Origin of the sequence: Kriegella aquimaris (assembly GCF_900103215.1) — a bacterium.
Lineage (GTDB): Bacteria > Bacteroidota > Bacteroidia > Flavobacteriales > Flavobacteriaceae > Kriegella > Kriegella aquimaris.
Window position 1 is genome coordinate 305,905 of the sequence record NZ_FNGV01000003.1, and the last position, 14,331, is coordinate 320,235.

Here is a 14,331-nt window from a genome sequence, read left to right on the forward strand (position 1 = left end):
CTCTTTTGCATTTAGTAATAAAAGAAATTACCTTCCAATAAGTTTACTATGATATTTCGGGCGGTGCTGACGAATTCTCAACCAAAGCGTCGTTCGTTTCTAAATCGATGGCATGGTAGAGGGCTGCAAAAGCCAGAGAGATTAGCATCACCGAAATGACGGCCCCCACAATAAAAAAGAGCAGCCCCGCAATAAAAACAGGAATTGCGAACAACGCCATTCCAAATATGCGCCAGCCGTGGCCTTTGGTCATTTCCCAGCTTTTCTCTACAGCAGCTATGGGATCCATATTTTTATCCATGACCAGAAAGGAAACAAATACTAACCTACAAGCGATAATAATGCCCGGCACTATAAGAAAGACAAAACCGATACCGATCAATGCGAACGTGAGTAAATTTGCAAGAATAATATTGAGGTAGTTCTTTTTAAAACCATCGAAAATTCGAACGACATCCAATTTTTCGTTTCGGATAGCGCACAGTTCGAGCAAATCGCTACCATATTTGACAACGGGTAGAAACAATAGCATATACGCAGCCGCAAAAAGCTGTAGCACAACAACCCCGGCAGAGGCATCAACAGCTTCCGTATTTTTTAAAATGGATGTCGGGCTTTCCGCAACTCCCACAATAATTGCGACAAGAAGTAAGTACAGGAAATATTTCCACATTTGCTGCCAAGCATATCGATAACTTCCTGAAAGAGTTGCATTGGGTTTCCGTTCTTTTATACGTTCCATCGTCTACGGTTTTAAATTCTGAAATTTCTATGTGTAAATGTAGTCTGACATTACAAAAGAGCATTCCAACTTTAGTAGTGATTTTTAAAATCACTACTAAGGTAGGCCTCTGTATGGGCTACATTTTTATACTTTTAGAAAACAAAATCTAGCTACTTGATCAGTCTAACATTTATTATCCTATTCATTTTCTGTCTGGCCATCGCCGTGGCAAGCCTATTAATCGGTTACAAGTTTACGAATACGTACAATGACAAATTTCATAGAAATTATTTTTACTACTTAATTACATTTTTTGCTTTTGCCTTCTATGGTGTTTTGGTGCAGATATTAATTCATGCGATACTACCATTAATTGATTCAGAAAGTGGCGTAATTGAGACGATTTTAAATTTCTTACCCGTATTGAGCACCCCATTCCTTCTTGTTTCGTGGGTAATGCTGATTAAAATGGGCTATTCTTTGGTTGAAGTCAAGGAGAGAAGAAAAGAACTTAACATTCACCTTACTGTTTTTATACTGCTGCTCTTTTTGATGGGATGCCTCTACTTTCTTTTCGATTCCAATACTAATGCATACCCCGAAAAAATCGTTTATATTGAAATCGGGTTAATGACTGTTATAGAGTTGTCATATATGTTCTTTTTCGCTAGAACAGTCTTACAGTATTCAAAAAAGAAAAACATATCGAAGAATAAAATAGCGAAAAATTTTATGCTCTTTTTAGTTCTGGGAAGTTTGGTAAGAGGAGTTGTGCTTCTTTTTATGTTCACCGAATCCTGGTCGTGGATTCTTATTCCTTTGGTATTAATCTATTTTCTTTCAAATTTTGTTCCCTTACTGTATTTATATCGCAAAGCAGATATCGCATTTATACCCATTTACGCGGAATACCCCAATGAAGAGAAAAAAGTTCTGTTATTCGAAAAATATCAAATTACAAAACGGGAAAAAGAAATTATAGAGCAAATGTGCCAGGGAAAAACAAACCAACAAATAGCAGATACCCTATTTATAAGCCTTCAGACCGTAAAAGATCACACGCATCGAATCTATACGAAAATCGGTATTAGTAGTCGACTGAAACTCGTACAGATGATAAATGGCTGATTCAAACTAGTACATTCAATTATCTTTTTCAAATAATGGGAAAAGGCGTTGAATGGGGGAATAGCCATTCAACGCCCTCCTTTTTATTTGCTCAAATACATCTTTCTACGGGTATACAAATCGTAAAACTGATCATCTTTCAAGCTATCAATAAATAAGATACTCTCTCCGGTACTTTTCATTTCCGGACCCAAGTTTTTGTTTACATTCGGAAACTTATTAAAAGAGAATACCGGTTGCTTAATGGCAAAACCTTCCAATTCCGGCTTAAATGTAAAGTCTTTCACCTTTTTCTCGCCCAGCATTACTTTTGTCGCATAATTCACATAAGGTTCTTTATACGCCTTTGCAATAAAAGGTACCGTTCTCGACGCTCTTGGATTCGCTTCGATGATATAGACCATATCATCCTTAATCGCAAACTGTATGTTGATCAAACCTACCGTATTCAATGCCAAGGCAATTTTCTTGGTATGGTCTTTAATCTGCTGCATTACAAATTCGCCTAGATTAAATGGTGGCAAAGTGGCATTGGAATCCCCTGAGTGAATACCACAAGGCTCTATATGCTCCATAATACCGATAATATAGACATCTTCCCCATCACAAATAGCATCGGCCTCCGCTTCAATGGCACCATCTAAATAATGATCTAAAAGTAATTTGTTATTTGGAATCTTGCGGAGTAAATCGACTACGTGTTCTTCCAGTTCTTCTTTATTGATAACGATCTTCATACCTTGCCCTCCTAAAACATAGGATGGTCTTACTAACAACGGAAAATCTAATTTATCAGCAAGGGCTAAGGCTTCGTCGGCAGTTTCTGCAACTCCAAATTCAGGAAAAGGAATGTTATTCTCTTTCAACAATTCAGAAAAACTACCTCTATCTTCGGCCAAATCAAGAGATTGAAAACTTGTCCCTATGATTTTTATGCCATACTTGTCAAGCTTCTCGGCGAGTTTTAAGGCTGTTTGTCCGCCTAACTGAACAATTACCCCCTCGGGCTTCTCATGCCGTATGATATCGTAGATATGTTCCCAAAAAACGGGTTCAAAATAGAGTTTATCGGCCGTATCAAAATCGGTGGAAACCGTTTCGGGGTTACAATTTATCATTATGGTCTCGTAACCGCATTCGGCAGCCGCTAAAACACCATGTACACAACAGTAATCAAACTCTATCCCCTGCCCTATTCTATTGGGTCCAGATCCCAGAACGACAATCTTTTTCTTATCGGTGACAATGCTATCATTTTCAACATAGCGCTCGCCATCGGCTGTTTCAATTTCAGCTTCAAAAGTTGAATAGTAATAAGGAGTCATGGCCTTAAACTCGGCGGCGCAAGTATCTACAAGCTTATAAACACGGTTGATATTCATCTCGACCCGTTTGTTGTAAACCTCACTCTCCCAACAATCAAGCATGTGGGCAATCTGTCGATCGGCAAAACCTTTTTGTTTGGCCTCCAACATCAATTCTTTTGAAAGTGACGCTATGGTATAGGTTGAAATTTCCTTTTCAAGGTGGTATAATTCTTCGTATTGTTTCAAGAACCACATATCAATTTTGGTAATATCATGAATTCTGCTAAGCGGAATTCCCATCTGTATGGCGTCATAAATAACAAAGACCCTGTCCCAACTCGGAATGGTCAATTTACTGATAATCTGGTCATAGTCCGTATAACCTTTTCCATCGGCACCCAGTCCGTTTCTTTTGATTTCCAAAGATTGTGTTGCTTTATGCAATGCTTCCTGAAAAGAACGGCCAATACCCATCACTTCACCTACAGACTTCATTTGAAGTCCTAAAGTACGGTCTGAGCCTTCAAATTTATCAAAGTTCCAGCGTGGAATTTTCACGATTACATAATCTAAAGTCGGCTCAAATAAAGCAGATGTCGATTTGGTAATTTGATTATCCAATTCATCCAAATGATATCCGATGGCCAATTTTGAGGCTATTTTAGCAATAGGATATCCTGTGGCTTTGGAAGCCAATGCAGAGGATCTTGAAACCCTTGGATTGATTTCGATCGCAATAATGTCTTCCTTTTCATCAGGACTCACTGCAAACTGCACATTACATCCCCCTGCAAAATCACCAATACTCCGCATCATATGAATAGCCATATCCCGCATCTTCTGATAGGTTCTATCGGATAAGGTCATCGCGGGAGCAACTGTAATGGAATCTCCGGTATGTATACCCATCGGATCCATATTTTCAATGGTACAGATAATAACCACGTTGTCGTTCTTATCGCGTAAGAGTTCCAACTCATATTCTTTCCACCCCATTAGCGCTTTGTCGATCATCACCTCGTGAATAGGTGATATTTCAAGACCACGGCTCAACAATTCATCAAAATCTTCCGGTTTATAAACGATGGAGGCGCCAGCACCTCCTAAGGTGTATGAAGCACGTATAACCAAGGGAAAACCAAATTCCTGCGCAATCTCCTTTCCTTTCAAGAAAGACGTTGCCGTAGCCTGTGGAGCCATCCCTATGCCTATCTTCAACATCAGCTCACGAAACTTCTCACGATCTTCGGTAATGTTGATCGCGTCGATATCAACACCAATTATTTCTACATCAAAATCCTTCCAAATACCCTTTTCATCCGCCTCAATACAAAGGTTCAATGCCGTTTGTCCGCCCATAGTCGGCAATACCGCATCAATTTGTGGATGCTCTTTCAGTATCTCTACAATCGATTTAGTAGTCAATGGTTTTAGGTATACATGATCGGCCATGGTAGGATCAGTCATGATGGTAGCAGGGTTACTATTTATCAAAACAGTTTCGATCCCATCTTCGCGTAGACTACGAAGTGCTTGAGAACCTGAATAATCGAATTCACAGGCCTGACCTATAACAATTGGACCTGAACCTATAATCAAAATGGACTTTAAATCTTTTCTTTTTGGCATTCTTTACGTACTATATTATGGTATTGATTTTAAACTTGTTAAGCCGGCATACCAACATCAATTTGGCCAGCGGCACTCAGAAACGAGCAAAAAAAAGGTGTTACTTCCGAAAAAGTAACACCGTTATTTTGAATGATCTAATCATTATTTCTTATGTCTCGGCTCTGAAGATACAGATAATTTCTTTCTTCCTTTTGCCCTTCTTCTTGATAGCACTTTTCTGCCATTGACGGTTGCCATGCGTTCTCTAAAACCATGTTTATTCTTCCTCTTTCTTTTTGATGGCTGATATGTCCTTTTCATCCTTGAAAACCTTTAAGGTGCTTAAATTAAAAATTAGTCTGATTTTTACAAAATCTGGGCGCAAATATACGAAGAGTTTTTGCTTTGACAAACCTAATCAAAAAAATGTTCTAGATTGTTTTTATTACTTTTGCCGCCGAAGTACAATCGAGTCAGAATTAGCGGGTAGATTTTCTCACTAAATTAATTGATACATGCGCGTAAATGATTGTTCTAACTATCAAAACCTAAAGCACTTGTCAAGAAGAACGACGGGTAAAAACATATTAAAAACCACTACAAGTACATGAAGCAAGCTTTGACACTTTTCGTCATGATTACCTTAAACTACGCTGTTTTTGGCCAATTGACGTTGGAATACAAGCTAAATAAAGGTGATATTTTTACCATAAAACAAAATGCCCAACAGATTATCACACAAAATTTAGACGGCGCGACCCATGAATTGACCAATACCATTAATGGAGTTTTACAGTTAAAGGTACTAAATCAAGAGGAAGACAATTACAACATGGAGCTCATCTTCAAAGACCTAAACCTAAAAATCAATTCCAGCATACAAGGGGAGTTAATGAATGTGAACGCAAAAGAGGTTACTGCCGAGGATGTGCAGTCACAAATTTTTAATACCCTTCTCGACAATCCCGTTCAAATGACGCTCTCTAAAACAGGCGATATACTGGAGGTTCGTGGTGGCGATAGTCTCGTTCTAAAAATGGCCAATGCTTCTGGGCTTACCGATGCATTTTCGCTGAATATGATGAAAAAATCGCTTGAAAAGGAATTTGGTTCTGAAGCTCTTTCCAATAGCTACAAGCAGCTTACCTATATTTATCCCTCAAAAAAAATAAAAGTAGGCGATACCTGGGAGAATGAATATTTGGGAAAATTGAGTGCGAAAAATAGTTGGACGTTAAAATCGCTTACCGACTCGACTGCAAGCATATCAGGGAAGGCCGAAATCACTATGGATATCAAAGAACCAACAACTACGATGAAGCTTACCGGAAAACAAGAGACTGAAATCACAGCGGACAAGACTTCCGGTTTTATTCAAAAAATGAAAGTGGAAGGTGAATCGGAAGGCACATCGACCATTGTACAAATGGGAGACCAAGAAATACCCACACATATAAAATCAACAATCACCTACGAATTAATAAACTAACAATTATGTTCAATAAAATTTTCAAGCTAATCATAGCCGGACTTATTCTAGCTTATTCGGGATACCAATTTGTCGAGGGAAATATTGGTAATGGAATATTTTTAATATTGCTCTCCCTTATTTTTATTTTCCTTTATTTTAGAAACGAGATGATTTTACTAGCCTTTCTTAGAATGCGAAAGCAAGATTTGGAAGGTACACAAAAATGGCTCGATAAAATAAAGAATCCTGAAGCTGCTTTGGTCAAAAAACAGCAAGGGTACTTCAATTACCTTCACGGCATCATACACTCTCAAAAAAATCTTACCCAAGCTGAAAAGTACTTCAAAAGGGCCCTAAAGCTAGGTTTGACGATGGATTATGACGTAGCCATGGCCAAATTAAGCCTTGCCGGTATCGCAATGCAGAAACGACGTAAACGCGAGGCGACGACCCTTTTAAATGAGGCAAAAAAATTGGATAAGAACAATATGCTTACCGAGCAAATCAAAATGATGCAGCAACAAATGAAAAAAATCTAAAGCATGAGGCCCAAAGCCCGCTGCTTTCGTTTTTTGAATATAGATATACTCATTATTACAATAAGGGCGCCCAAAGTCTACTAAACGACTCCACAAGCTTACGTTTTAGACCACGTTCCTTCCACCTTTCTAAATCAACCAAATCGCATTCGGTCAAATCAGATTGAAAAATCGCTTCCATCTGTTGATTGATGTCTGCATCGTAGAGCAATGCATTTATTTCAAAATTAAGGGCAAAACTGCGATAATCGAGATTTGCGGTACCAATAATACTAAGCATATCATCGATAACCATTGTTTTGGCATGAACAAACCCTTTCGTATATCGATAAATTCGTATTCCCGACTCAAGACATTGCTCTATGTAAGAATCAGAGGCGTACTGGGCGGCCCATGAATCGGATTCATAAGGAATGATTACACGTACATCTACCCCACTGCGCGCAGACGTGGTCAAAGCCGTTAATATGGCATCGTTTGGCATAAAGTAGGGCGTGGTGATATAAACCCGCTCCCGAGCCGAATTAATGGCGCAGAACATGGCCTCCATTATATTGGCCCAATCGGTGTCAGGACCGCTGGCAGCCATCTGTACCGCAACAGGGCGCTCATTTTCAGGTGGTGTTTTAGGAAAAAGTTTTTCCTCAATTTTCATCTCGTCATTCGAGGCAAAATTCCAACTTAAAAGAAAAGAAGATTGTAAAGAGCCAACAGCGCCTCCTTCTAAACGCAAATGGGTATCTCTCCAAAAACGTTCGTTTTTAAAGGTGTTGTCGTATTTTTTATCCAAATTTATACCACCGACATAACCAATGGCCCCATCAATGACCACAATCTTTCGATGATCCCTATAATTCAATTTACTGGTAGAATTGGAAAAAAGAACAGGCATAAAAGGAAAGTGATTTACACCGCTGGCAGTTAGTTTCTTTTTGTTCTTAGAAGATATATCGCTTCCTACATCATCATAGACCAACCGAACAACAACTCCCTCTTTGGCTTTTTCACATAGAATATCAATAATTTCAGTACCCAACTCATCGTCAAAAAGCACAAAATACTCTAAATGAATATGATTTTTAGCCGCTTTCAAATCGACTCTCAATCGTTCGAATTTCTGTTCTCCGTTGACTAAAATCTCAGCGCTATTATCGAAGGTGATTACGGCTTTTTCATTGTTTTTCAACAACTTATAGATTTTAAAAATGCCTTCTCCGAATTCTTCAGCAAAATCATCTCTTTCTTTTTGGTCTAAACGGAAGTTTTTGCGCCAAGTTCTGATTTTGTCGTTGTCTAAAATATATTTCTTTTCGAATATTTTTGACTTCCTGTAATCTTGACCGAAGAAATAATAGACAAGCATACCTAAAAACGGTAGCACCGCCAAGGCAAAAAGGAAAGAAAGTGTTTTTACCGGGTTCTTATTCTTTAAAAGAATTAGTGCGGAAAAAAAGATGACCAGAATATAATTGATTCCTATCAGAAACAACCATATGTTCTGTTCAACAAACCCCCACATTACGTGCCGATTCTATAATAACCCTTGTTAGGTATTTCGATTGTGTATTTCTTCTTTGAACCATTGTTCAAGTGAGGTTCACGCAACCAAGGATTGTGCCTTTTAAGAATTTTGTAGTTGATTTCATACTTCTGGGCAAAATCTGCAAAACTAAATACCGGTTCGTCGATTTCAACTTTAAATGTGGGAACGGCGGTATACATATCTTCTTTACCGATATCGAATCCGTATTTTTCAGGATTGGATAAAATTTCTTTAATGGCCATTATCCTAAAAACATATCTACCGGTCTCTTGCCCCAATAATAGATCGTAATACCCTTCCACCTGCTGTATTCCCAAGTATTTGTTGATTGCACCAGGACCGGCATTATAAGATGCGGCGGCCAAGGTCCAACTGCCATATTTTTCTTTCCATTTATTCAAATATCTGCAGGCAACTTCAGTAGATTTCTCTAAGTGGTATCGCTCATCTACATTACTATTTACTTCAAGGCCATACTCTTTTCCAGTTCCTTTCATGATTTGCCAAAACCCGGCTGCTCCGGCATGAGACACTACATTTTGAAGTCCACTTTCAGCTACAGCCAAATACTTAAAGTCATCGGGAACCCCATTTTTTGCCAGAATCGGCTCTATTATTGGAAAATATTTGTTCGCTCTCTTAATCAATAGCACCGCATTCGATTGCCAATAGGTATTGACAAGAAACTCTCTATCGATTCGCTCCATAATCTCAGGGTCGTCTTGTGGAACCACTTCACCAGCAAAATTTAAATTTTCTGGAATTTCTATTGCCGAAATTCGGTATCCCTCCGCTACATTTTTATCTCCGTCATTTTCGACAACCTCATTCTTAATATCAATTTGGCTACTGTCTGCACTGCCCTGTACAGCGAAAATTAATGTACTTGTAACCAAAACGACACCTAAAAGCATCAGAATATTCTTTAAAAATTTCATGTCTGTAGATTTATTTACAATTCAAAGATAGTGAAGAAACACTTCACTTGAATAACTGTCTTATTGCAAAATAATTGTGGGAAGGTTTTCATTAAACCATTTTGCCCGATTAATAATCATTGTATGCGTACCATTTTTTACCGAAATACAATCTTTTATATTGGCCATAGGAAAAACGGGATCCTTTTCTCCATGAATATGAACAAGTTGTTTTAAGGGCTTTTCCGACTGTTTCCAATTTACGATTTGGTGAATGGACCAATCAATATAATATTTGTCTTTTACCGATAAGTATTCTTCGTATAACTTTAAACGTTTGTTCACCGTTTCGCCAAAAGCATATTTCGCCAAAAGTTCCATATTGTTCACCAAACCAGTAGGTAGCAACTTATGAATGTTTGTATACTTTGCAAAAATCATGCGTTTTGGCAACTCCGATTCGAACTTGACACTTGATATAACAATCAATTTTTTCACTGCGATGTGTTTGGCCATTTCTTGCACCAACATCCCCCCGAATGAAACACCTATGAGCACTGGGTTTTTGTGAACAACATTTTTGTTCATTTCTAAGGCATACTCTGCCAAGGTCATATTCTTTCTAGGAATTGACCATTCAAGAAAGTGCATTTCGAACTTTTCCTCTGGTAATTTAATGTTTTTAAAAATCGATGAATTGGCAGCCATTCCCGGCATAAAATATACATGTACTCTATCATTGGTCATAATGGCCGCTATTTGTATTTTATTGGGAAATATCCTTTTTTTTCACTACTTTTGTCAACTAGCTTGCGGATAATGTATACAATTACTATTCTTTCTATAAAAGTATCATAAAATTGCGATTGAGAACATCGTAATTTTTTTGTTTAAAGCCAATATTAAAATCAAACAAATATGAATGAAGTTGAAATTAACGACAACAGTTTTCTGCGCCAATTTGAAACAAGGGTTGACGGACACCTTGCTAAGATTGAATATTCTTCTCAAGAACGCAAAGTTTTTTTGACAAAATTGGTTGTTCCGGAAGAAATTACTCAAGATGGGTTTAAGGAGGATTTTATTAAATCGGTCCTTCATCACATTCAAGATCAAAATCTACGCGTAGTACCAACGAGTCCTCAAATCGCGGGATTTTTGAGAAAAAACAGACAATACAAAGAGATGCTTCCCGTCGGCATCAGAATCTAAAAAAAAATCAAACCCTAACAAATGTTAGGGTTTTTTTTGCTTTCTTTCTTCGAAATATATTTTGATTGCCTAAAAGTTATAACGTTACAAAAACCATTGTTTCGTTATTTTTTCTATTGCAACACGTGGGAATAAAACTTTACACCTCAACATCCATTTTAACAAAATCGAAACGCACAACGCCATCTTCATCAATTTCGGTAAGTATAATTTCATGTAAGGTATTTGTCAATTTCGGATTCCAAGGCGCTTTTACCTTTACGTAGTTCTCGGTAAATCCATGAATATACCCTTCTTTGTTTTCACCTTCAAAGAGAGCGGTTCTCGTGGTACCAATTTGACTTTCATAAAAAGCTCTGCGCTTTTTTACCGACAAACCTCTCAGCATTCTACTGCGCTTATTTCTCACATTTTTCGGAACAACGCCGTCCATACTGGCCGCTGTAGTATTATCACGTTCAGAATAGGTAAATACATGAAGATAGGAAATATCGAGCTCGTTAAGAAAATGATAGGTTTTCAAGAAATGATCTTCGGTTTCCCCTGGGAAGCCGACGATAACATCAACTCCGATGCACGCATTTGGCATTACCTCTTTTATCTTATTCACCCTGTCAATATAGAGATGTGTCAAGTAACGTCTGCGCATCAACTTCAAAATCTCATCGCTACCACTTTGTAGCGGAATGTGAAAATGGGGCACGAAAGAATTACTTTGTGCCACAAAATCAATGGTCTCGTTTCTTAATAGGTTGGGTTCAATAGATGATATTCTAAGTCTATGAATGCCTTTTACCTTATCTAAAGCCCGAACCAGGTCTAAGAAGGTATGTTCATGTTTTTTATTTCCAAACTCCCCTTTACCATAATCACCGATATTCACGCCTGTCAAGACAATTTCCTTGATACCTTTTGCCGATATTTCAGCGGCATTATTTAAGACGTTTTGAAGGGTATCACTACGGGAAATCCCCCTTGCCAAAGGAATGGTACAGTACGTACATTTATAATCACAACCATCTTGTACTTTTAGAAAAGCTCGTGTTCGATCTCCGATGGCGTAGCTTCCCACATAAAAATCAGCTTCCACTATTTCACAAGAATGTATTTCACCAAAATCGTTTTTGGTCAAATCATTGATATAGTCGGTAATCTTAAATTTCTCGGTAGCACCGAGTACGAGGTCAACGCCATCGACTGCCGCCAAGTCTTCTGGCTTTAATTGGGCATAGCACCCAATAGCCGCAACAAAAGCATCGGCATTTTTCTTTTGGGCCTGCTTTACGATGGTCTTAAAACGCTTATCGGCGTTCTCTGTAACCGAACAGGTATTGATTACATACATATCGGCCGGTTCAGAAAAATCGACACGCTCGAAACCCTCTTCCACAAAACTTCGTGCTATGGTAGAAGTTTCCGAGAAGTTGAGTTTACAACCTAATGTGTAGAACGCTACTTTTTTCTTTATTTGCTGTTTCACCGGTTATTGCCTTTTAGTAATTACGCCACTTTTTAGTAAACTCGTATACATGTTCTAAAATACGGGCTTCCTTATCATCAAATTCGACCCCTCTGCGGGCCATCATCACCTTGGCAGCCTCAAAAGCTTTGGAAGGAGCATATGCCGAAAATCCCGAAGCTCCTCCCCAACTAAAACTAGGCACAAAATTTCGAGGAAAACCGGGTACATAAATATTACAGTTTACGCCTATGACCGTGCCAGTATTGAACATGGTATTAATAGCACTTTTACTATGATCCCCCATCATAAGTCCACAAAACTGCAACCCCGTTTGCTCAAAGCTTTCGGTAGCATAATTCCATAAACGTACTTTGGCGTAATTGTTCTTTAGATTTGAATTATTTGAATCGGCACCAATATTACACCACTCCCCTAATACGGCATTACCTAAATAACCTTCGTGCCCTTTGCTCGAATATCCGAAAATAACGGCGTTACTTATTTCTCCGCAAACTTTACTATGGGGACCAATGGTCGTAGCTCCGTATATTTTAGCGCCCATTTTTACCACCGCATTATTACAAAGTGCAAAATTGCCGCGAATTAAGTTGCCCTCCCAAACTTCAGAATCCTTTCCCAAGTAAATAGGACCATCGGTAGCATTGAGAATACTGTACTCAACAGTTGCACCTTCCTCAGCAAATATTATATCAGGATTAATGAGCGTATTGGTCGCTGAAATAGGGGCGCTCTTCCGTCCTCTCGTTACAAACTCAAAATCAGCCTTTAAAGCTTCTTCATTTTTGGAAAAGATATCCCAAGTATTTACAATCCGAATTAGATCGTCTTCAAATTCAAGTTCTTCGAATGCTGAGAAATCAAAATCTTTCGGTACACTCTTGGCGGAAAAAGCCAACACTTCTTTGCTACAATAAGCGACTTGACCTTCGCGTAGATTTTGGATAAGTTCAACTGCTTTGGCCGTTGGTAAGAATGAAGGGTTGATGAATATGTTCGAATCTTCCAATATCAATGGATATTTTTCGGAAAGATACGCTTCGGTAAATGTGGAAGTTTTGACACCTAAATGCTTCTCCCATTTTTCGCGAATAGTCAAAATTCCCACTCTGATATCGGCAACAGGCCTTGTAAAGGTAAAGGGTAAAAGATTGTTTCTAACCTTTCCGTCAAAAAGGATGTAGTTCATCTTGTAGTCAGATTTGGAACAAAATTAAAAAAATAACGCCCCCGAGGTCATCGGAGGCGCAATTTAATATTTTAAGAGGAAATCTTACTCTCCCTTTGCTTCTGTATCCTGAGCCTTTTCTTCTTCCTTTTTTGCAGCAGGGGCAGGCTTCTTGAATTTTTGATACTTGTTCTTAAACTTATCGATACGACCGGCAGTATCCAAGAATTTGGCCTTTCCAGTATAGAAAGGATGTGAAGTTCTCGAAATTTCCAATTTTACCAATGGATATTCAACACCATCGACCTCTAAAGTCTCTTTGGTATTCGCTGTTGACTTGGTAAGGAATACTTCGTCGTTAGACATATCCTTAAATGCTACCAGTCTATAATTTTCTGGGTGAATCCCTTTTTTCATTGTAACAAAATTTAACGCACCCATTCCGACAGGCACTCATTTTAAGGCTGCAAATTTAATTATTTTTATTTAAACGGCAATCTAAAATCATAAAAAGAAAATGAAAAACTTATAGCATTCAAATGTAACAAACTAACTTTGAAACCAACTAACTAATAGTAACAACCTAAAAACAAGTTTAAAGATGGAAGAAATTCAACCAAAAACAGGAAAATACGCCTTAAACTTTGGCCTACTGCTAGGAGGGGCATATGTCTTATTTTCAGTAATGCTCCTTTCCATGGATATGCATTACGAACAGAGTTTGGCCATACAAGGTGTGAACATCGCTTTGGCCGTCGCTGCAATCGCACTGGGTATCGTACAATTCAAAAAAGCGAACGAAGGTTATCTCAAAATTTCGGAAGCACTTAAGCTAGGAGCAGGTATCGCTCTAGTTGCAGGTATTATCGGACTCATTTATTTCTTTTTGCTCTCAAATGTCATCGAACCCGATTATATGGACAAAGTGTACGAAATCGGCAAACAAAAGGCCATGGCCGACAACCCGAAACTTACTGAAGAACAAATGGATAAAGGCATTGCCATGCAAAAAGACTTTGCTTGGATCACTTACCCAATAATGCTATTGATGCAGATTATTATAGGATTGGTAATCGGATTAATCACTGGCCTTATCGCCAAAAAACAGAAACCTGATTATTAATATGCGTACTTTTGAACAGATTTTAACCCCATTCCTTATATTTGATTTTGAGGAGAAAATGTGATTGACGAACATTAGGTCATTTGGCCCTGCCGAATGTAGTGCTCA

14 protein-coding genes are annotated in these 14,331 nt (G+C 38.3%); 5 read left to right on the forward strand and 9 right to left on the reverse strand.

Translation table 11 applies throughout. The features are described 5' to 3' along the window. Positions 1 to 46: 46 nt before the first annotated feature. Positions 47 to 742, reverse strand: coding sequence for a DUF975 family protein (locus BLS33_RS09150; protein WP_089887726.1), 696 nt, complete (start codon positions 740 to 742; stop codon positions 47 to 49). A gap of 156 nt (positions 743 to 898) precedes the next feature. Between BLS33_RS09150 and BLS33_RS09155 the strand changes: the two genes are divergently transcribed. Then, a complete protein-coding gene (locus BLS33_RS09155; RefSeq protein ID WP_143017595.1) occupies positions 899 to 1,852 on the forward strand; it encodes a helix-turn-helix domain-containing protein in 954 nt (317 codons plus the stop codon). Positions 1,853 to 1,935: 83 nt separating this feature from the next. Here the strand turns inward: BLS33_RS09155 and carB are convergent, their stop codons facing one another. Beyond that, positions 1,936 to 4,788, reverse strand: a complete 2,853-nt coding sequence (carB, locus tag BLS33_RS09160) for a carbamoyl-phosphate synthase large subunit (protein ID WP_089887730.1) — start codon at positions 4,786 to 4,788, stop codon at positions 1,936 to 1,938. Between the two features lie 144 nt (positions 4,789 to 4,932). Then, a complete protein-coding gene (gene rpmH, locus BLS33_RS09165) occupies positions 4,933 to 5,091 on the reverse strand; it encodes a 50S ribosomal protein L34 (RefSeq protein ID WP_089887732.1) in 159 nt (52 codons plus the stop codon). Positions 5,092 to 5,377: 286 nt separating this feature from the next. On the opposite strand from rpmH, the gene BLS33_RS09170 reads away from it, so the two are divergent. Further along, on the forward strand, positions 5,378 to 6,259 hold the full coding sequence (locus tag BLS33_RS09170) for a DUF6263 family protein (protein ID WP_089887734.1): 882 nt from the start codon (positions 5,378 to 5,380) through the stop codon (positions 6,257 to 6,259). A 5-nt stretch (positions 6,260 to 6,264) separates the two neighbouring features. Then, the gene (locus tag BLS33_RS09175; protein ID WP_089887736.1) at positions 6,265 to 6,780 is read left to right on the forward strand and encodes a tetratricopeptide repeat protein; all 516 of its coding nucleotides are present in this window, start codon (positions 6,265 to 6,267) and stop codon (positions 6,778 to 6,780) included. Between the two features lie 55 nt (positions 6,781 to 6,835). Here the strand turns inward: BLS33_RS09175 and cls are convergent, their stop codons facing one another. The 3 genes from cls to BLS33_RS09190 are packed head-to-tail and all read right to left on the reverse strand — an operon-like array spanning position 6,836 to position 9,987. After that, entirely contained in the window at positions 6,836 to 8,299 is a 1,464-nt protein-coding gene (gene cls, locus BLS33_RS09180; protein ID WP_089887739.1) for a cardiolipin synthase, read from the reverse strand. After that, the gene (locus tag BLS33_RS09185; protein WP_089887741.1) at positions 8,299 to 9,261 is read right to left on the reverse strand and encodes a lytic transglycosylase domain-containing protein; all 963 of its coding nucleotides are present in this window, start codon (positions 9,259 to 9,261) and stop codon (positions 8,299 to 8,301) included. The genes cls and BLS33_RS09185 overlap by 1 nt, the downstream gene beginning before the upstream one ends. A gap of 60 nt (positions 9,262 to 9,321) precedes the next feature. Continuing rightward, complete coding sequence (locus BLS33_RS09190; protein WP_089887743.1) at positions 9,322 to 9,987, reverse strand: alpha/beta hydrolase; 666 nt, start codon at positions 9,985 to 9,987, stop codon at positions 9,322 to 9,324. Positions 9,988 to 10,158: 171 nt separating this feature from the next. Between BLS33_RS09190 and BLS33_RS09195 the strand changes: the two genes are divergently transcribed. Further along, complete coding sequence (locus BLS33_RS09195) at positions 10,159 to 10,452, forward strand: GNAT family N-acetyltransferase (protein ID WP_089887745.1); 294 nt, start codon at positions 10,159 to 10,161, stop codon at positions 10,450 to 10,452. 139 nt (positions 10,453 to 10,591) lie between these two features. On the opposite strand, the gene mtaB is transcribed toward BLS33_RS09195, so the two are convergent. The 3 genes from mtaB to BLS33_RS09210 form a co-directional block, all read right to left on the reverse strand. Then, the gene (gene mtaB / locus BLS33_RS09200) at positions 10,592 to 11,920 is read right to left on the reverse strand and encodes a tRNA (N(6)-L-threonylcarbamoyladenosine(37)-C(2))-methylthiotransferase MtaB (RefSeq protein WP_089888172.1); all 1,329 of its coding nucleotides are present in this window, start codon (positions 11,918 to 11,920) and stop codon (positions 10,592 to 10,594) included. Positions 11,921 to 11,945: 25 nt separating this feature from the next. After that, positions 11,946 to 13,121, reverse strand: a complete 1,176-nt coding sequence (locus tag BLS33_RS09205) for a GlmU family protein (protein WP_089887747.1) — start codon at positions 13,119 to 13,121, stop codon at positions 11,946 to 11,948. Between the two features lie 84 nt (positions 13,122 to 13,205). Next, positions 13,206 to 13,517, reverse strand: coding sequence for a type B 50S ribosomal protein L31 (locus BLS33_RS09210; RefSeq protein ID WP_089888175.1), 312 nt, complete (start codon positions 13,515 to 13,517; stop codon positions 13,206 to 13,208). A 184-nt stretch (positions 13,518 to 13,701) separates the two neighbouring features. Between BLS33_RS09210 and BLS33_RS09215 the strand changes: the two genes are divergently transcribed. Next, entirely contained in the window at positions 13,702 to 14,223 is a 522-nt protein-coding gene (locus BLS33_RS09215; RefSeq protein WP_089887750.1) for a DUF4199 domain-containing protein, read from the forward strand. The last annotated feature ends 108 nt before the right edge of the window (positions 14,224 to 14,331 follow it).

Bases quoted from the DNA above. Each gene is read 5' to 3' on its own strand.
- BLS33_RS09150 (WP_089887726.1), bottom strand. From the start codon at position 742: ATGGAACGTATAAAAGAACGGAAACCCAATGCAACTCTTTCAGGAAGT.
- carB (WP_089887730.1), bottom strand. From the start codon at position 4,788: ATGCCAAAAAGAAAAGATTTAAAGTCCATTTTGATTATAGGTTCAGGT.
- rpmH (WP_089887732.1), bottom strand. From the start codon at position 5,091: ATGAAAAGGACATATCAGCCATCAAAAAGAAAGAGGAAGAATAAACAT.
- BLS33_RS09170 (WP_089887734.1), top strand. From the start codon at position 5,378: ATGAAGCAAGCTTTGACACTTTTCGTCATGATTACCTTAAACTACGCT.
- BLS33_RS09175 (WP_089887736.1), top strand. From the start codon at position 6,265: ATGTTCAATAAAATTTTCAAGCTAATCATAGCCGGACTTATTCTAGCT.
- cls (WP_089887739.1), bottom strand. From the start codon at position 8,299: ATGTGGGGGTTTGTTGAACAGAACATATGGTTGTTTCTGATAGGAATC.
- BLS33_RS09185 (WP_089887741.1), bottom strand. From the start codon at position 9,261: ATGAAATTTTTAAAGAATATTCTGATGCTTTTAGGTGTCGTTTTGGTT.
- BLS33_RS09190 (WP_089887743.1), bottom strand. From the start codon at position 9,987: ATGACCAATGATAGAGTACATGTATATTTTATGCCGGGAATGGCTGCC.
- BLS33_RS09195 (WP_089887745.1), top strand. From the start codon at position 10,159: ATGAATGAAGTTGAAATTAACGACAACAGTTTTCTGCGCCAATTTGAA.
- BLS33_RS09205 (WP_089887747.1), bottom strand. From the start codon at position 13,121: ATGAACTACATCCTTTTTGACGGAAAGGTTAGAAACAATCTTTTACCC.
- BLS33_RS09210 (WP_089888175.1), bottom strand. From the start codon at position 13,517: ATGAAAAAAGGGATTCACCCAGAAAATTATAGACTGGTAGCATTTAAG.
- BLS33_RS09215 (WP_089887750.1), top strand. From the start codon at position 13,702: ATGGAAGAAATTCAACCAAAAACAGGAAAATACGCCTTAAACTTTGGC.